We start from the raw sequence: 17,334 nt of genomic DNA, 5'->3' as shown, positions 1-17,334 counted from the left end.
ACGCGCCGACCGCTCGCCCCCCCAACCTCACCCCTCACCGGCCCGCACGACGGCGACCGGACAGTGGGCGTGCTGGAGCACGGCCTGACTGACCGATCCCAGGAGCAGCCCGGCGAAGCCGCCCCGGCCGCGTGCCCCGACCACGACGAACCCGGCCTCGGCGCTGGCCTCGATGAGGGTGTGGCGGATCCGGCCTCGCACCAGCCTGCGGTCCACGGCGACGTCGGGGTACCTGTCGCGCAGCCCGCCCAGCGCCTCGGCGAGCACGCGCTCCTCCTCATCACGCAGCCGGCCCTCGTCGTACGTCACGAAGGGCGGGTCGGCGGGAGCGTCGTAGGCGCGCTCGGTCCGGGTGCTCCAAGCGTGCAGCGCCACCAGGTCCGTGCCGTGCAGGGAGGCCAGGGCGAAGGCGAACTCGACGGCTCCCCGGGCCGCGGGCGAGCCGTCGACGGCGAGGAGGACGGGCCCCTCGGCGTTCGGCCTGCCCCGTACCACCAGCACCGGGCAGGCGGCGTGGGCGGCCAGATGACCCGCGGTGGAGCCGAGCAGCAGGGCACCGAAGCGGCTGTGGCCCCGGCTCCCGACCACGGCCAGACACGCGGTGCGGGACTCGATCTCCAGCACCGTCACCGGTTCGCCGACGACGACTTCCCGCACGATGTCGACGCCGGGCGCCGTCTCGTGAGCGCGCCGCTCGGCCTTGGTGAGCGTGCCGTCGATCAGCTCGCGCAGCCCGGCGCCACTCGGCTCCCACGGCCGCCCGCCGGCCGGTATGTGAGCGCCCGGCCAGCCGAAGGCGTGCACCAGCCGCAGCCCCACGCCCCGCAGCCCGGCCTCGCGCGCCGCGACCTCCACGGCCGCCATGCTCGACGGCGAGCCGTCCACCCCTACGACAACCGGGCCGTACATCACGCTCCCCTTTCCGTGCAGGAATCGCGGGTTCCGCGCAGGATCCGCTCTCCTCCCAGCCTCTCCCCGTCGGCCGCGTCCCGCACAGGGCCGCGTCACTCCGGAAGGACCAGTCGTCCCGTCTCCCCCGGCTGCAGGGTGACCTCGCGCCCCGGCAGCCGTACCTCGATCGGTGAGACGTCGTGCGACGGCACCGCGATCTCCAGCAGTCCGCGCTCCAGGTGCAGGCGTACGCCCCAGTTGCCCTGGTAGCGCAGGGCGAAGCCGTACGAGGACAGTTCGGGCAGCGGCACGGGGTCGAGCCACAGTGCGCCGCCCCGGGTCTCCAGGCCGGTCAGCCCGCGCTGGACGAGGTCGAGGGTGCCGGCCATCGCGCCGAGGTGGATGCCCTCGCCGGTGGTGCCGCCCTGGACGTCGGCGATGTCGCCCAGGAGGGCCTCCTGGCAGAACTTCCACGCCTCGGTGCGTCGGCACCGGGCCAGCACCCAGCCGTGGACCAGGCCGCTGAGGGTGGAGCCGTGGCTGGTGCGGTGGATGTAGTAGTCGAGGGTGCGCCGCCAGGTGTCCTCGTCCAGAGGCACCCCCAACCGGCGGAACAGGCCCTGCAGTTCGGCCGGTGCGAAGAGGTAGCCGAGCATCAGGACGTCGGCCTGTTTGGAGGCCTTGTAGCGGTTGACGGTGTCGCCCTCCGCCTCCAGGATCCGGTCCAGCCGCCGGATGTCGCCGTACTTGCCGCGATAGCGGTGCCAGTCGAGCTCGGCGAGGTCGCCGTAGCCCGCGAACTGGCTGATGACGTCGTCGTGGAACGGGACGTGAAGGGTGTGCGAGACGTCCTCCCACAGTGCGAGTTCCCCCCTGTCCAGGCCGGTGCGCTCGAAGAGTTCGCGACGGCGGGGCTCGGGCAGGGTGTCCAGCAGCTCCATGGTGCGAGTGAGCACCCAGGCGGCCATGACGTTGGTGTACGCGTTGTCGTCGAGGCCGGGCCGCTCGGCACCCGGGTAGGACTCGTGGTACTCGTCGGGGCCGACGACGCCCTTGATGCGGTGTCGTCCCAGGCTGTCGTCGTAGACCGCCATGTCCGCCCAGAAGCGGGCGATCTGCAACAGCATCTCGGCACCCTTGGTGTGCAGGAACTCCGTGTCGCCGCTCGCCTCGCAGTACTGCCACACGTTGTACGCGATCGCCGAGCTGACATGGTGCTGGAGATGGGAGTGGTCGGGCAGCCAGCGTCCGGAGCGCGGGTTGAGATGCAGCTGCTGGGTTTCCTCACGTCCGTCACTGCCGCTCTGCCAGGGGTACATCGCACCCCGGTGACCGGCTTGCACGGCACTGGTGCAGGCCTGTTCGAGGCGGCGGTGGCGGTAGCGGAGCAGGGCGCGGGAGACCTCCGGGAAGTGCAGGTTGAGGAAGGGCAGGACGAACAGCTCGTCCCAGAAGACGTGGCCGCGGTAGGCCTCGCCGTGCAGTCCCCTGGCGGGCACGCCGACGTCGAGGTCGGCGGTGTGCGGGGAGAGGGTCTGCAGGACGTGGAAGAGGTGCAGGCGCAGGATGCGGCCCGACTCGCCGGGAACGTCGAGTTCGGCGCGGCGCCAGAGCTGTCCCCAGGCGGTGCGGTGCGACTGGGCCAGGGAGTCGAAGCCAGGGGCGCGTCCCACCCGGTCGACGGCTGCGTGCAGCGGGTCGCTGATGGCGGGGTCGTGGGAAGTGTGCAGGGCGACCGTCTTGTCGACGGTGACCGTGTGGCCGGGCGCCATGTGGAGCGTCAATCGCTGGATGGCGTACGGCCGTTCGTGACGGTTCGTGACGGGCGCGTCGGCGGTCAGCCGGGCCGCGATGCCGATCCGGATGTCGGAGGTGCGGGTACGGCAGCGCAGCCAGACCGTGTCCGGGGTGGCGGTGCCGGTGTGGATGTGGGTCAGGTGACGGCCGTCGAGGTCCCGGTAGCGCGGCACACCGGAGTTGGTGACCGAGCCGTCCAGGGCAGCCTCCACCTCCAGCGGGCCGGAGAATCCCTCGGTCGTGAACTCGGTGCGCAGCGCGGCCAGATGAGGGTCGGCCATGTGGACGATGCGCTGCTGACGCACCGTCAGCACCCGGTCGTCGCCGAGGTCGTACCGCGTCCGGCGCTCCAGCATCCCCACGGACAGGTGCAGCAGCTGCCGGTGGTCGAGCACACTCGCGGTGTCGGGGACGATCCAGTGCCCGCCGGGGAGTCGGAAGCGCAGGGGCAGCCAGTTGGGGACGTTGACCATGTCCTCGTTGCCCACACGGCGTCCCGCAACATTGGAAGTGAGCCGGTTGTAGATGCCGGCCACATAGGTTCCCGGATAGTGGACCTCGTCGGCGGCGCACTCGGGAAGCGCGCCCCGCGTGGCGAAGTAGCCGTTGCCGAGCGTGCACAGCGACTCCCTGAGGCGTTCGTCGGCCGGCTTGTAGCCTTCGTACTCCCAGCTCCAGCCCGTTGCCTCGGCCCCCGAGTTCCGGTCGGTCACTTCGGCGCTCCTCCCGCGCAGAGTTCTCCGAGGTCGTGGACGACGAGGTCGGCGCCGTGCCTCAGCAGCCGCGCCCCGGTGTCCGCACCGGCGGCCCGGTCCACGCCGATGACCAGGGCGAATCCACCGCGTCGGCCCGCCTCCACGCCCGCCAGCGCGTCCTCGATGACGGCCGCCCGCTCGGCGGGGACGCCGAGCCGGCGCACCGCCTCCAGGAACAGGTCGGGCTCCGGCTTGCCCGCCAGGCCCAGCCGGGCCGCCTCGCCGCCGTCCACGAGGACGTCGAACAGATCGAGGACCCCTGCCCGGCTCAGCAACTCACCGGCGTGCCGGGACGCGGAGGCCGCGGCCCGGGGCACTTCCGCCGCACGCAGCGCCTTCACCAGCCGTACGGTCCCCGGGTAGGCCTCCACGCCCTGCTCGCGCAGCCGCTGTGTGAAGAGGCGCTCCTTGTCCGCGGCGACGGCCCGCACCGTCTCGGCCGACGCCTCGATGCCGCGTGCGGCGAGGAAGGCCTCGGCTCCGTCGAGGCGGGACCTGCCGTCGACGTGCCGCAGGTAGTCGTCCTGCTCGTCGAAGGGACGACGCAGGCCGGGGTCCTCGGGCGGGTGGGCCCGAAGGAAGCCGTCGAAGGCCGCCTTCCAGGCGGCGGCGTGCACCTTGGCCGAGTCGGTGATCACTCCGTCGGTGTCGAAGACGACGGCGCGCACGTCACGCAGGACATCCAGGGGATGCCCATGTGCGTCGGCACCATGGAACGCGAACCGCACGGCCTGCTCACCTCCACTCGACTCCACCCGACTCCACTCCACTGGACGGCCCTCCCGCGCCCGGCGGGATCCGCTCATGGGTACCCGCCAGACCCCACCTGTCACCCTCGGACCCCGGCTCCTCGGGTACCCGTGAGCGGCTCTGGCGCATTCGCCGCGCGCGTGGTGTGCTGGAGGTGACGGGAAGGACCCGGAACGACGCGGGGAAGCGGATGACGGCCGCGCACCGCGTAATCAGGATCCGCGAGAAGTGGATAGGGCCCTTCCCGCCCTGCTGCCCCCGTACGCCAAGGGCCGTGGAGGGTGTCGGTCGCCCGGTACAGCGCCGTGACCAGCTCGATCCCGCCTGCGCGGCGGGGGCTGGTCGTCACGCCACCAGGCCAGCCGTACGGCGATCGGTTCGGCGTCCCGTACCGGCCGGTAGACGATGCCGGGGGCGGGGGTACTGATGGGCGGTGGCCTCGGCGGTCACGCCGACGCGGTGGCCGGTGGAGATCGCCGTGAGCCAGTCGTCGACGTCGTGTGTCTCCTCGCTCGCCGGACGCGCGTCGGGCGGCCACAGGTCGGTGGCCGTGGCGCCGGTGCGGCGGTCGACGAGGAGGGTACGGCCGCTGAGGTCGGCCGACCGGACCGCGCGGCGCCGGGCCAGCGGGTCGTCGGCGGCCAGGGCGCACAGCCGCCGTTCCAGCCCGACGATGGCGGAGTCGAACCGCCGGTCGTCCACCGGTCGGCGTACGACGGACAGGTCGCAGGCGCCCTCCGCGAGACCGACGGTGGCCGAGCTGGGCGGCGCTCGGCCGGCCCACCCCGGCCTTCCAGGCCTCGGGATGGCCCTGGGCCTGCCGACTGCAGGCTGCTGGCTGCTGGCTGCTGGCTGCTGGCTGCTGGCTGCTGGCTGCTGGCTGCTGGCTGCCGGGCGTCGTACATCCTGCTCAACCGCACGGTGGGCCGACGTGTCCCCGGAGTGCAGGGCGTCGGCGCCGCGGCTGCCCTGTCCGCCGTGATGTTCCTGCCGATCGGCATCATCGTCGCCGTACGGAATCCGCCGACTGCCGGTGCCGTCGCCTGCGCGGTCGCGGCCGGTGTCCTCCCCTCGGCCGTGCCCTACCTCGCGGACCTGTTCACCCTGCGACACGTGCCGCCGCGGGCCTTCGGGCTGTTCATGAGCGTGAACCCGGTCCTCGCGGCCGTGGTCGGCCGGGTCGGTCTGGGCCGGGGTCTGGGTGGGCCGGGGTCTGGGTGGGCCGGAGTGGGCCGGCATCGGTGCCATCGTCGCCGCCAACTCGTTGAGCGTCCTGACGTCGCGGAACTGACACACAGTCATGTGAGCCATGGCGGCCGGCGAGAAAAAGGCTTGCAGGCACGCAGATCCCCGGCCTACGGTGCTGCGCATGGGTTCTCTGTGACAGTCCCCGCGCGACCGCGTTGAGCTCGGCTCCGCCGTCGCGCGTTCTCATCCGTGCTTCCGCTCCTCCCGTGCTGCCGCCCGTCCGGCGTGCAGCGGAGTGATCCGGCGTGCGCGGATGCGTCCATCCGCCCGTTCCGATCGGTTCGGCCGAGAACAGGGGACTCTTCCATGCTCACCGCACAACTATCTCTTCAGAACGTCACCCGCCGCTACGACGACCACGTCGTGCTGGACGACGTCACCTTCAGCGTCAGGCCCGGCGAGAAGGCCGGCGTCATCGGCGACAACGGAGCGGGAAAATCCACCCTGCTGCGGCTGATCGCCGGTCAGGACCGGCCCGACAACGGCGAGCTGACCGTGATCGCGCCCGGCGGCGTCGGCCACCTCGCCCAGTCGCTCGCCCTTCCACCCGAGTCGAGCGTCCAGGACGCGGTGGATGTGGCCCTCGCCGATCTACGCGATCTGGAGGCGCGGATACGCCGCGCCGAAGCCGGGCTCAAGAACCTGGCGGAAGCGGAGCTCACCGCGGCCCTCGACGCCTACGCCCATCTGGTCGCCCAGTACGAGGCACGCGCCGGTTACGAGGCCGACGCCCGGGTGGACATCGCCCTGCACGGGCTCGGGCTGCCCGGCCTGGCGCGGGACAGAACCCTGGGCACTCTGTCGGGCGGTGAGCGGTCACGGCTGGCACTGGCCGCGACCCTGGCCTCCCAGCCGGAGCTGTTGCTGCTGGACGAGCCGACCAACGATCTGGACGACCAGGCGGTGGGCTGGCTGGAGGCCCACCTGCGGGCGCATCGCGGCACCGTGCTCGCGGTCACCCACGACCGGGTGTTCCTGGAACGGGTCACCACCACGATCCTGGAGGTCGGCGAGGGCAAGGTGACCCGGTACGGCGACGGCTACGACGGCTACCTCGCCGCCAAGGCCGCCGAGCGGCGGCGCCGTCTGCGGGAGTACGAGGACTGGTGCGCGGAGCTGGCCCGCAACCAGAAGCTGGCCGCCACGAACGCGGCACGGCTGGCGGCGATCCCGCGCAAGCTGTCGCTCGCCGGGTTCGGCCACGGCGGCTTCCGTGCCCGCAGCCGTGGCCACGGGGCGATGAGCCGCGTCCGCAACGCGAAGGAGCGTGTCGAACGGCTGACGGACCATCCCGTCGCGCCGCCGCCCGAACCTCTGGTGTTCGCCGCCCGTATGACGACGGCCGACGGCCGGACGTCGCAGACCGCGGCGGAGCTCACCGGCGTCCGTGTCGGAGACCGGCTGCAGGTGCCGTCACTGCGGATCGGCGGCGAGGAGCGGCTGTTGATCACCGGGCCCAACGGGGCGGGCAAGACGACGCTGATGCGGGTGCTGGCGGGTGAGCTGCGGCCCGACGAGGGGACGGTGCGCACACGGGGCAGGGTCGGGCACCTGAGGCAGGAGGAGACTCCGTGGCCGCCGCGCCTCACGGTCCCGCAGGCGTTCGCATACGGCCGTGGAGGCGACCTGGAGAAGCACACCGACCACCTCCTCTCACTCGGCCTGTTCAGCCCCTCCGACCTGCGCCTGAAAGTGGACGAACTGTCCTACGGGCAGCGGCGCCGGATCGAGCTGGCCCGCCTGGTGAGCGAACCCGTCGACCTGCTGCTGCTCGACGAGCCCACCAACCATCTCTCCCCGGCCCTGGTCGAGGAGCTGGAAGGAGCTCTGGCCGGCTACCGGGGTGCGGTGGTCGTCGTCACCCACGACCGCCGCATGCGCACGCGCTTCACCGGCACGCATCTGGAACTGAACGCAGGCCAGGTGGCACAGGTTCACGAGGCCGCGGCGAGCTGAGACCCGCAGGCCCCGCCGCCCGGCGGGACAGCCCACTCAGGCAGCCCCGCCGGGTGGCGCGGTAGCTACGGCTGCTGCAGCCGCTGCGGACGCTACGGCTTTCGCGCCACACCGCCGAAGTCGTCGACCTCGGCGGGCGCTTGCTCACCGGACTCGCTGGGACGCCACCGGGAGACGGAAACCACGCCGGGCTCCAGCAGCTCCAAGCCCTCGAAGAAACGGGCGATTTCCTCCGGGCTGCGGTTGACGCGGGGGTTGTCGCTCGCCTCGTTCCACTGCTCGATCATCTCCCGCATCTGCCGCGGGTTGATCACCTCGGTGTCGTCGCACAGCACGAGGTGGCTGCCGGAGGGCAGGGCGTCCAAGAGGCGGCCGACGATGTCGTAGACGGTGTCGTCGGTGATGTGGGCGGTGATGCCCAGCAGGATCAGCGCGATCGGCCGGCTGAAGTCCAGGGTTTTGGCGGCCTGTTCCAGAATGGCGTCGGGGTCGCGCAGGTCGGCGTCGATGTAGTCCGTGGCCCCTTCGGGCGTGCTGGTGAGCAGGGCCTCGGCATGGGCCAGGACGACCGGGTCGTGATCGACGTAGACGATCCGGGTTTCGGGGACCAGTCTCTGGGCGACCTCGTGGGTGTTGTTCGCGGTGGGCAGGCCGGTACCCACGTCGAGGAACTGACGTATACCGGCCTCACGGGCGAGGTACTCCACCGTCCTGACGAGGAACGCCCGCTGTGCCAGGGCGATGTCGAGGATCGCCGGGTTGGCGCCGGCTATCTGGTCGCCGACCTGCCGGTCGATCTCGTAGCAGTCCTTGCCGCCGAGCCAGTAGTTCCAGATCCGGGCGGAGTGCGGCACGCCGCTGTTGATGACCGGACGTTGAATTGACATGGGGGCTCCCCGAGTTGAGCGGACGTCACTGCATAACCTAGACGTGGAGGCGACACGGTCGTCGGGTGCCCGGAACCTACTGGACGAGCTCCCAGTCCTGTGAACCGTCGTCGACCGCGTCCTGCAGGGGCAGCGGCGCGCCGACGGTTGCACCGGTCAGGCGCGCGCCGAGGACTTCGCCCGTACGGAGAGCCGCATCGGCGGCAAGCCGATCAAACTGACCCGAGGCTTCGACGCCCCCGGCACCATCGACAACGTCCGCTTCTTCGCCGGCGCCGCCGGCAACCTGGAGGGCCGCGCATCGGGCGAGTACTCCGGCGAGCACACCTCGACCATCCGCCGCGAACCCATCGGCGTCGTCGGCTGCATCGCGCCCTGGAACTACCCCCTCCAGATGGCCGCGTGGAAGATCTTCCCCGCGGTCGCGGCCGGCAACACGATCGTCCTCAAGCCGTCCGAACTCACCCCGCTCACCTCCGTGATGTTCGCCGAGGCGGCCCAGGAGGCAGGCATCCCCCGACGGCGTCATCAACATCGTCCCCGGGACCGGCCCGGCCGCCGGGCAGGCACTGATCACGCACCCCGACGTCGCCATGGTCTCCTTCACCGGCTCCACCGCGGTCGGCCGCCAAGTCGCCGCCCAGGCCGCCGGATCGGTCAAGCGCGTCCACCTGGAGCTCGGCGGCAAGGCCCCCTTCGTCGTCTTCGACGACGCCGACCTGGAGGCCGCCGCCTGGAGCCGTCGCCGGATCCCTCATCAACGCCGGTCAGGAGACCTCCTCGTCCTGCTGGCCGTCTCCCTGGCCGCCTACTGGTGGGCCCAACGCAGCGGCTTCCGCACCGAGCAACTCGACCGGGCACTGGCGGAGGACTGCCCGTCGGTCGCCGCCCACCAGACCACCGGTTCCTCCGCCGCGCCCAAAGCCCAAGCGGCAGAAGGCTGACAGCGAGCGCCGGAAAGTACCCTCACCGTCGTCGACTGCCACACCGAGGGCCAGAGCGGCCGGGTGGTCGGCGGCGGTTCCTTGCCAAGGTCTACGCCGTCCGCCCCAGGGACGAGGCGCGAGCCCTACTGACGCCGCTGGCCCAGGACACAGAACTCGTTGCCTTCGGGGTCTGCCAACACAACCCACGATTGATCACCCTGGCCGATATCGACACGCTGTGCGCCATGAGCCACCAGACGAGCCACCTCGGCTTCCTGGTCATCAGGCCTGAAGTCGAGATGCAGCCGGCTCTTGGCCTTCTTGGCCTCATCAAGCCGGACGAAGTCCAGCCCCGGCAGGCGATCCGGCTCCGGGCGGATCTCGAACTCCTCATCAGAGGAGTGGACCACAACCCAACCAAGGGCCTCGGCCCACCACTGCCCCAAGGCCACCGGATCTGCCGAGTGAACAATTACCTGTTCCCATTCCAAGGTCATCCGGCGAGCTTAAACCTGCCAGGGCTTCGAACAACAGGCTCACCGAACCGGTGCCCGAGCCGGAGCGGGTGCGCGCCGACGGCTAAGCGGCGCCCCGAGCCCCTTGAGGTCCGCCGACTCACCGGAATCGCCACGTACGAGGCCGGTGCGGTCGACGGCCACGCGGACGCCGCTGTGTTGCACGCCGACGAACGGCAGTTCACCCTCGCCGACTGACATCATCCCCATCAAGCCATCCAAGCAAGGGAGTTGAACCGTTGTGCTGCGCTGGCGCAACCACACCACCCGTCACCCCGACAGCGTGGCCGCTCAACGCCATGAACCCACCCGGGCCCGCAGCGAGAGCGGCACCCGCTGGGCCGGACGACCGCTCGCTGCCGCAGTTTGATCACTCAGCCGGGTGATCCCGGGCGTCTGATCAGCGGTAAAGAGGCCAGTGCACGGAGTGGCCGTGACGAAGTACCGCGGAGAGCTCGTAGTTTGCGTGCGTGGTCAGTACCTCGCTTCCCTCGCAGGCGTCTCCCCGCACTGCGGCATCCAGCAATTCTCAGGCGTCAAGTGTGCGTTCGTGGTGGGCCGGTGGGCTGTGTGTGGCGGCCCTCTCGCTGGCTGCCTACACAGGGTTTCGGCTGCCGTCGCTCTGGTCCGTAACGCTTCAGGCGACGTCGCTGGCCGACGGGTTCCACCGCCGCTTCCTCGTCGCCACCGTGCTCTATCCGATCGCCGAGTGGGCAGGGAACGCCTACTGGTTCTATGCGGCGTTCTCGTTCGGCATCCTGGCGCTGCTGCTCGCCGTCATCGTCACCACTGTGGTGCTGGCCACGACGCCGGTCCGGCGATGGCTGCCGGTGGCGTTCTTCCTTCACCCGGCGGGCGGCTACCTGTTCCATGAGGTCGGCTACCTCGACCAGGTCCTGCTCCTTCTGCTGTTTGTCGCTCTGTGGCTCGGCTACCGCGGCTGGTGGAGGACGGCGACGCTGGCGATGATGCTGGCGCCGATGGCCCATGAGATCAGTGCGCTGACCGTGATCCCGGTGTGGCTGCTGGCCGTGTGGCGCTCGTCGCTGCCGACGCGCACCGCGTTGGCAGCAAGCATCCTGCCGGTGGCGGTGAACGCACTGCTGTTCGTCGTGCCGCCCGCGGTTCCGGGAGCGCGAGAACATCTGCTCACGCGGATCGGCGGGGGCGGATGGAACTGGCGCGAAGACGCGCTCGCGCTTTTCTTCCGTACACAGGCCCAGAGCTGGAGTGCTTACGACCCGTGGAACATCGCGTGGTATCTGGCTCCGCTCGTCCTTGCCGTCATCGTGGTGACGGCCGTCGTCGTCGGGCCCGGCCACGACGCGCGCGGTTGGGTGACACGCGTCCTGGCCGTGGGCGCGAGTGGCGCGCCGTTCTTGCTGTCTTTCGGCGGGTGGGATCAGCACCGGTGGGCGTTCCTGCTCTGCGTGAATCTCACCATCGTGGCGTGGATGTGGTGCGACGGTCACGAGAACACGAAGCGTGCGGTGGTCGCACTCGGGCTGGGACTCTTGCTGATCACACATGTGCCACTTCACTACTTCGACGGGTTCACGTCCGTGCCACTGGCCGGTACCGCGTTCACGTCCTACGAGGAGGGAGCGCACCCAGGCCCCGATGGTGGTCCGTTTGATGTGCCGCTTCGCTGGTAGCAAGGCATGGGGAGCTCGGCACATGGGCGGCGATATCAATCGCCCTCGCACGGCGGCAGGCCGTGAGCGGTCTGCCGCAACGATCATGGTGACGAGCGGCAGGGGTGGTCGGTAGTCGCCACCCGCCGCAAGCGCACGGTGCTCGTATTGACCCGCCGTGCCTCGGCGTGCAGCACCGAGCTCGGCGTGCGGACTTCGAGCCCGCCGGTGGCGCGGCGGCGGACTGGGAGCCGGTCTACGTCCTCGAAGGCCGGCAGATGATCTGGCGCGGCGGCAACCGAGCCGGTCAAACCCATGCCGTGATCGACACGGGCGTCGTCGAACTGGGTGCGGCGCCGTCTGCACGGCCCCCGAGGCACGCGGGCAAGGCCACGCCCTCCGGCTGTGCGCGCCTTCGTCGCACGCGTCCTGTCCCGGAACGAACGCCCCTTCCTGCACGCGGCTGGGCAGACAACCGCCCCCCGGCCTGAGCAGGCCGCAAGGCTCCAGCGGAAACCTCGGATTTGCGGTCTCCGCCTACTGCGGTGCCCCCGCGCAGATGGACGACTCCGCCGCCACTGTCAGCCGGTGGTACCCGAACCGCCGATGTCGGCTGCCTTCCCACGAGCGCTGGTAAACCCTGCCCGCGATCATCGGGTTCAGCATGCGGGTGGCGGGTGGCGGGCGGCGGGTGGCTCAAGCATCCTCCCCGTGGCTCGCCGCATGGCGCACCCGGTAGACCAGTCACGATCCCTCGGGCACGCCCAGGAGCGGCCGCCCACGTGACCTTCGCTGCCGCAAGGTCGATACTGCCGACAGCAGCGTTCCCGCCAACCGCCGCCGACCGCCCATGGAGACCTGACGGACCGTCATCAAAGTCAGCATCAGGTCAGCATCGGCACCGCCAGACCCCGCTTCCGACCGCCACGGACCGCCACGGACCGCCACGATCGAGTACCGATCTCATCCTGCTGACCTGTTGAAACGCAGGCCAGGCACCCATCTACCAGTCTCACCAGGAGGTACCCATGAAGATGCTGATCAACGTCGCGGAGACCGTCGTCGCGGATGCGCTGCGCGGCATGGCGGCTGCCCATCCGGAGTTGGTCGTCGATGCGGAGAAGCGGGTGATCGTACGGCGGGACGCACCCGTGGAGGGAAAGGTCGCCCTCGTCTCCGGTGGCGGGTCGGGGCACGAGCCGCTGCACGGTGGGTTCGTGGGTCCGGGGATGTTGTCAGCGGCCTGTCCGGGTGAGGTGTTCACCTCACCGGTGCCCGACCAGATGGTGCGGGCCGCGGCGGCCGTGGACAGCGGGGCGGGTGTGCTGTTCATCGTGAAGAACTACACGGGTGACGTCCTCAACTTCGACATGGCCGCGGAACTCGCCGAGGACGAGGGCATCCAGGTCGCCAAGGTGCTGGTCAACGACGACGTGGCGGTCACCGACAGCCTCTACACGGCCGGGCGGCGCGGCACCGGCGCCACGCTGTTCGTGGAGAAGATCGCGGGCGCTGCCGCGGAAGAGGGCCAACCGCTGGAGCGGGTGGAGGCGATCGGCCGACAGGTCAACGAGAACTCCCGCAGTTTCGGCGTCGCCCTGAGCGCCTGCACCACCCCTGCCAAGGGCAGCCCCACCTTCGATCTGCCGCCCGGCGAGCTGGAGTTGGGCATCGGTATCCACGGCGAGCCCGGCCGGGAGCGGCGGGCGATGATGACGTCGGGTGAGATCGCCGACTTCGCCGTGGGCGCCATCCTGGAGGACATGACCCCGCGCAACCCCGTCCTCGTCCTGGTCAACGGCATGGGCGGGACACCGCTGTTGGAGCTGTACGGCTTCAACGCCGAGGTCCAGCGGGTGCTCGCCCAGCGCGGTGTCGCCGTCGCCCACACCCTCGTCGGGAACTACGTGACCTCACTCGACATGGCCGGCGCCTCCGTCACCCTGTGCCAGGTCGACGAGGAGCTGCTGCGGCTGTGGAACGCGCCGGTGAAGACGCCGGGGCTGCGGTGGGGAATGTGATCCGGAGCCGGACGCCCGCAACACACCTGTCACGCAAGGAGATCCAGTGCTCGACGCCGATTTCTTCCGCCGTTGGATGACGGCGACCGCCGCCTCCGTCGACCGTGAGGCGGAACGGCTCACCGCTCTCGACTCGCCCATCGGGGACGCCGACCACGGCAGCAATCTGCAGCGCGGGTTCACCGCCGTCGCGGCGGCGGTGGAGAAGGAGGCCCCACAGACGCCGGGCGCGATCCTGATGCTCGCCGGGCGGCAGCTCATCTCCACCGTCGGCGGGGCGTCGGGGCCGCTCTACGGGACGCTGCTGCGCCGGACCGGCAAGGCCCTCGGGGATGCCGACGAGGTGAGCGAGGATCAGTTCGCCCAGGCGCTGCGGGCCGGGGTGGACGCGGTCATGACGCTTGGCGGGGCGGCGCCGGGTGACAAGACCATGATCGATGCGCTGGTGCCGGCCGTGGACGCGCTCGGCGGCGGCTTCGCCGCGGCACGGGCCGCCGCCGAGGAGGGCGCCCTGGCGACGACGCCGTTGCAGGCCCGCAAGGGGCGGGCGAGTTATCTCGGGGAGCGCAGCATCGGACACCAGGATCCCGGGGCCACGTCCTCGGCGCTGCTGATCGCGGGCCTGGCGGAGGCGAACGATGAGTGACGAGACGGTGAGTGACGAGACGGTGAGTCACGACAAGAGCGAGCGGCTCGTCGGCATCGTGCTGGTCTCGCACAGCGCACAGGTGGCCGCCTCGGTGGCCGAGCTGGCGCAGGGGCTCGCGGGCGCCGGGACGGAGGTGCCGGTCGCCGCTGCCGGCGGCACCGAGGCCGGCGGCCTCGGCACCAGCGCCGAACTGATCGCCGCGGCGGCCGCCTCCGTGGACCGCGGCGCCGGGGTCGCGGTCCTCACCGACCTGGGCAGTGCGGTCCTCACCGTCAAGGCGCTGCTCGCGGAGGGCGACGAACTCCCGGACCACACACGCCTGGTGGACGCCCCGTTCGTCGAGGGCACGGTGGCCGCGGTCGTCACGGCGGCCACGGGCGCCGACCTCGCGGCGGTGGAGGCGGCGGCCGCGGAGGCGTACACCTACCGGAAGGTGTGAGGACGGCCTACGGCATCCGCCACGCCACGGACGTGAAGGGAGGCGGCGGCCTGCGGCAGCCATGGCACCGCAGGCCCCTCGGCCGCGTCCCGGTCTGGGTCCTCTCCGCCAAGAGTTCCCCCTACGCGACCCCCTCTGCCACCACCCCCAGCGCCAACCGCAAGGTCGCCGCCAGTTCGGTCCGGGCCGTCGCCCGGGCGGGGCGGGTGTCGGCGGTGTGCCAGGCGTAGTGCTCGACCGCCGCGCGCAGTGCCGCGTCATGGACCGTATGTCGGCGCCGGCGGACGTCACCGACGCCGAGTGGGAGCGGGTCATACGGGTCAACCTCACCGCCCCATTCCCGCTCACCCGGGCGGTCCTGCCGCACATGCTCCAGGCGGGCAGAGGCGCCATCGTCAACACGGCGTCCAAGCACGGCGTGGTGGGGCTGACCAAGTCCCTTGCGGTGATGTACCGCAAGCAGGGAATCCGCGCCAACGCCATCGCCCCGGGCGGCACTCGGACCGGCATCGTCGTGGACGCCGCGCCGGACGCGCACGGACCGGCGACTCTCGGCCCGCACTTCGTCAACCTCGGCAGGGTGGCCCAGCCCGAGGAGCAGGCCGCCGCCATCGTGTTCCTCGCCTCGGACGCGGCGAGCAATATCAACGGCGTGATCCTGCCGGTCGACGACGGCTGGTCGGCAGTCTGACGTCTCGTCACTCGCCGCGCACGAATCACCCGCCGTTCAGGAGCAGTTGTCGTACCCGCATCAGTTGCCGGGCACGAACGCCTTCCCGTGTACGAACTCCCTGGCCAGCCGCTTGCCGGCCGTCACGGCGGCCGCATGGTCCTCGATGGGCGTCACCCATGTGTCCGTGAAGACGATGTAGGTGACCCCGGAGGCCGTGCCGCCGCCGTGCGGGTCGGGCGGGATGCCGAGGGCCTCGGCGGCGGCGTACGACGCCTCGCCGATCATGTCGTTCGGGCCGACGTCGCCGACGACCGCGTACCGCACCCGGCCCTGATACACGACCGCGGCGACCGAGCCGCCGCGGATGCCGCGGTCAAGTGGGTTCCAGATACGGCTCGGAGCGGGCACGACGATGTACGGGAGGCGTTCGGCGCTCAAGTGGCGTCCGTCGGACTGCTGATAGGCCGTCGCGGCGGAGAAGTACGGATCGGTACGGCCGTTGCAGTGCCGCGTGCGCTGCCCGTCGCAGTCGATGTCCATATCGGCCTTCCAGAACACCGCGTCCCGCCCCTCGCAGACCCGGATCGTCGCGGGCGCACCACTGTCGCTGCGATAGCGGCCACGGGAGACGGCGGCGCACTCACGGACCTTTGACAGCAGGTCAGCGGCACTGACATCGGCCTCACGGTGTGCCGTTGCCCCTTCCTGAGTGGGGGGCGGGGTCGGCGGCGGCATCGTCGGGGCGAGCAGGGCGGCGCCCGCCGCGGCCAGCGTCAGCGAGTGGAGACGCACGATAGGGACCTCTCGTCGAGGAACACTGACGGACACTCAGCCCATCGATGCTGTGTCGATCATGCTGCCACCAGCCTGGCCGTACGGCGCGCATCCCGACGACACGACGACACGACGATCGCCCCCGAACTTCCGGCAGGAGCCGGGGGCCTGAGTCCGCGAAACGGACCTCGGGCCCTCCGGACACCCACGTCCGGCGCGGGATCAGCGACGACAGCGGCCCGAGCCGGCGGCATGAACTCCCCATCCCTCGTGGCGAGTTCAGCCATGAGCAGCTCCAGCATACGTAACGCTCCTGGCGGTTCACCAACGACCGCCCTCTTGAGGTGATCGCGTCAGCGGCGACATAGTGGAGCCCTATTGGTCCGGACCATTACCGCCAGTTGGCCCCGGGAGGCAGAGTCGTGCGACGCGTTCCCGTCCTCGTGCCCGTGCTTTGCGCAGTGCTCGTCCTGCTCTCGTCCTGCGCGTGGAACGGTGCGGAAGTCGAAGGCGGCCGGCTGCCGGCGGCGCCCACCGGTGTCACGGCCGCCGCGGGCAGCGCGACCAGCGTGCACGTCATGTGGAACGCGGTCTCCGGACCTTCGGCGGGCAGTGAGATCCGTGTCTACGAGGTGTATCGGGGACCCATGAAGGTCAAAGAAGTGCCGGGCTCTGCACACATGGTGGATGTCACCAGGCTCAAGCCGTCCACGGCATACGCCTTCACCGTGCGGGCCCGTGACACCGACGGGCGGCTCGGGCCGCCGAGCAAGGAGGTCCGTGCGACGACTCCCGCGGCCGTGTCCGCCGACCACTCCGCCCCGACGCATCCGGGGCGGGCCGAGGGCCGGGCGGTCGGCAGCCGTGCGGTTCAACTGTCATGGTCGAGGGCGACGGACGACCGGGACGTGGTGTCGTACGACATCTATCAGGGCGACACAAAGATCCACAGCGTGGGCGGAAACCAGACGGCGACCGTGGTCACCGGGCTCCGGCCCGGCACCCGCTACTCCTTCACCGTCCGGGCCCGGGACGCGGTCGACAACCTCTCGCCCGCCACGGCAGCGGTCCGCGTCACCACACCCGGTACCGACGACGGGCGCGGCACCGCGCCGACCGCCTTCCGGGCGACGACCCATCATGCGGACGGGGCGTACCACCTCGACCTGAGCTGGGTGCCCCCGCGCACGGACGGCGTGGTCACGGAGTACCAGGTCGAGCTCGACGGCCGTACGGCCACGTCGCTGGTGTACGGCGGAAGCGCGCCGCGAGAGCGGGCCACGTACAGCTTCTACCTGGGCCGGGAGGCCGGAGTCGGTCACCGGGTGCGGATCCGGGGCAGGCTACCCGACGGCACCTGGGGCGGCTTCTCCGCGGAGCGGACGGTGACGACCGGCGAACGGGACTGACGTCCGCTGA

Annotated in this window: 13 protein-coding genes and 4 pseudogenes; 10 read left to right on the top strand and 7 right to left on the bottom strand. The window is 70.9% G+C overall.

Annotated elements, in window-relative coordinates; translation table 11 throughout:
* Positions 1 to 27 precede the first annotated feature (27 nt).
* From ACTMVF_RS41075 to ACTMVF_RS41060, 4 genes and pseudogenes are all read right to left on the bottom strand, one after another.
* On the bottom strand, positions 28 to 909 hold the full coding sequence (locus ACTMVF_RS41075) for a universal stress protein (RefSeq protein ID WP_441276205.1): 882 nt from the start codon (positions 907 to 909) through the stop codon (positions 28 to 30).
* A 95-nt stretch (positions 910 to 1,004) separates the two neighbouring features.
* On the bottom strand, positions 1,005 to 3,401 hold the full coding sequence (locus tag ACTMVF_RS41070; protein ID WP_441276204.1) for a glycoside hydrolase family 65 protein: 2,397 nt from the start codon (positions 3,399 to 3,401) through the stop codon (positions 1,005 to 1,007).
* The gene (locus ACTMVF_RS41065) at positions 3,398 to 4,171 is read right to left on the bottom strand and encodes an HAD family hydrolase (protein ID WP_441276221.1); all 774 of its coding nucleotides are present in this window, start codon (positions 4,169 to 4,171) and stop codon (positions 3,398 to 3,400) included. The genes ACTMVF_RS41070 and ACTMVF_RS41065 overlap by 4 nt, the downstream gene beginning before the upstream one ends.
* A 314-nt stretch (positions 4,172 to 4,485) precedes the next feature.
* Positions 4,486 to 4,955: pseudogene (locus ACTMVF_RS41060) on the bottom strand (LysR substrate-binding domain-containing protein); the annotation flags it as partial.
* A gap of 93 nt (positions 4,956 to 5,048) precedes the next feature.
* Here ACTMVF_RS41060 and ACTMVF_RS41055 point away from each other — a divergent pair.
* Together ACTMVF_RS41055 and ACTMVF_RS41050 are read left to right on the top strand one after the other, a co-directional pair.
* A pseudogene (locus tag ACTMVF_RS41055) lies at positions 5,049 to 5,484 on the top strand (EamA family transporter); the annotation flags it as partial.
* A 263-nt stretch (positions 5,485 to 5,747) separates the two neighbouring features.
* A complete protein-coding gene (locus ACTMVF_RS41050) occupies positions 5,748 to 7,397 on the top strand; it encodes a TlrC/CarA/OleB/SrmB family ABC-F type ribosomal protection protein (protein WP_441276203.1) in 1,650 nt (549 codons plus the stop codon).
* 92 nt (positions 7,398 to 7,489) lie between these two features.
* Here the strand turns inward: ACTMVF_RS41050 and ACTMVF_RS41045 are convergent, their stop codons facing one another.
* Positions 7,490 to 8,284: an SAM-dependent methyltransferase gene (locus ACTMVF_RS41045; protein WP_441276202.1), complete on the bottom strand. Its 795-nt coding sequence runs from the start codon at positions 8,282 to 8,284 to the stop codon at positions 7,490 to 7,492.
* 163 nt (positions 8,285 to 8,447) lie between these two features.
* On the opposite strand from ACTMVF_RS41045, the pseudogene ACTMVF_RS41040 reads away from it, so the two are divergent.
* Positions 8,448 to 9,070: pseudogene (locus tag ACTMVF_RS41040) on the top strand (aldehyde dehydrogenase family protein); the annotation flags it as partial.
* A gap of 283 nt (positions 9,071 to 9,353) precedes the next feature.
* Here ACTMVF_RS41040 and ACTMVF_RS41035 read toward each other — a convergent pair.
* Entirely contained in the window at positions 9,354 to 9,707 is a 354-nt protein-coding gene (locus tag ACTMVF_RS41035) for a VOC family protein (RefSeq protein ID WP_441276201.1), read from the bottom strand.
* 590 nt (positions 9,708 to 10,297) lie between these two features.
* Here ACTMVF_RS41035 and ACTMVF_RS41030 point away from each other — a divergent pair.
* From ACTMVF_RS41030 to ACTMVF_RS41005, 6 genes and pseudogenes are all read left to right on the top strand, one after another.
* Positions 10,298 to 11,380, top strand: a complete 1,083-nt coding sequence (locus ACTMVF_RS41030; RefSeq protein ID WP_441276200.1) for a hypothetical protein — start codon at positions 10,298 to 10,300, stop codon at positions 11,378 to 11,380.
* Between the two features lie 1,007 nt (positions 11,381 to 12,387).
* A complete protein-coding gene (dhaK, locus tag ACTMVF_RS41025; protein ID WP_441276199.1) occupies positions 12,388 to 13,380 on the top strand; it encodes a dihydroxyacetone kinase subunit DhaK in 993 nt (330 codons plus the stop codon).
* 46 nt (positions 13,381 to 13,426) lie between these two features.
* A complete protein-coding gene (gene dhaL, locus ACTMVF_RS41020) occupies positions 13,427 to 14,026 on the top strand; it encodes a dihydroxyacetone kinase subunit DhaL (RefSeq protein ID WP_441276198.1) in 600 nt (199 codons plus the stop codon).
* Entirely contained in the window at positions 14,019 to 14,468 is a 450-nt protein-coding gene (locus ACTMVF_RS41015) for a PTS-dependent dihydroxyacetone kinase phosphotransferase subunit DhaM (protein ID WP_441276197.1), read from the top strand. Before dhaL ends, ACTMVF_RS41015 begins: the two co-directional genes overlap by 8 nt.
* Positions 14,465 to 14,698: a hypothetical protein gene (locus ACTMVF_RS41010; protein WP_441276196.1), complete on the top strand. Its 234-nt coding sequence runs from the start codon at positions 14,465 to 14,467 to the stop codon at positions 14,696 to 14,698. Before ACTMVF_RS41015 ends, ACTMVF_RS41010 begins: the two co-directional genes overlap by 4 nt.
* Before the next feature lie 26 nt (positions 14,699 to 14,724).
* Positions 14,725 to 15,159, top strand: a pseudogene (locus ACTMVF_RS41005) (SDR family oxidoreductase); the annotation flags it as partial.
* Between the two features lie 60 nt (positions 15,160 to 15,219).
* Here the strand turns inward: ACTMVF_RS41005 and ACTMVF_RS41000 are convergent.
* Positions 15,220 to 15,933, bottom strand: coding sequence for a glycoside hydrolase family 75 protein (locus tag ACTMVF_RS41000; protein WP_441276195.1), 714 nt, complete (start codon positions 15,931 to 15,933; stop codon positions 15,220 to 15,222).
* A gap of 404 nt (positions 15,934 to 16,337) precedes the next feature.
* Between ACTMVF_RS41000 and ACTMVF_RS40995 the strand changes: the two genes are divergently transcribed.
* Positions 16,338 to 17,324 (top strand): fibronectin type III domain-containing protein, encoded by a 987-nt coding sequence (locus tag ACTMVF_RS40995; protein ID WP_441276194.1) that lies wholly within the window; start codon positions 16,338 to 16,340, stop codon positions 17,322 to 17,324.
* Positions 17,325 to 17,334 lie beyond the last annotated feature (10 nt).

The sequence above is a fragment of the Streptomyces sp. SD31 genome (assembly GCF_052068475.1).
In the GTDB taxonomy this organism is placed as follows: domain Bacteria; phylum Actinomycetota; class Actinomycetes; order Streptomycetales; family Streptomycetaceae; genus Streptomyces.
The sequence above is the reverse complement of the archived record's forward strand: the minus strand, read 5'-3'. Positions and strand labels throughout refer to the sequence as shown.

Excerpts from the sequence above, each read along its gene's own strand:
- ACTMVF_RS41075 (WP_441276205.1), bottom strand. The coding sequence starts at position 909 with ATGTACGGCCCGGTTGTCGTAGGGGTGGACGGCTCGCCGTCGAGCATG.
- ACTMVF_RS41035 (WP_441276201.1), bottom strand. The coding sequence starts at position 9,707 with ATGACCTTGGAATGGGAACAGGTAATTGTTCACTCGGCAGATCCGGTG.
- ACTMVF_RS41050 (WP_441276203.1), top strand. The coding sequence starts at position 5,748 with ATGCTCACCGCACAACTATCTCTTCAGAACGTCACCCGCCGCTACGAC.
- ACTMVF_RS41015 (WP_441276197.1), top strand. The coding sequence starts at position 14,019 with ATGAGTGACGAGACGGTGAGTGACGAGACGGTGAGTCACGACAAGAGC.
- dhaK (WP_441276199.1), top strand. The coding sequence starts at position 12,388 with ATGAAGATGCTGATCAACGTCGCGGAGACCGTCGTCGCGGATGCGCTG.
- ACTMVF_RS41045 (WP_441276202.1), bottom strand. The coding sequence starts at position 8,284 with ATGTCAATTCAACGTCCGGTCATCAACAGCGGCGTGCCGCACTCCGCC.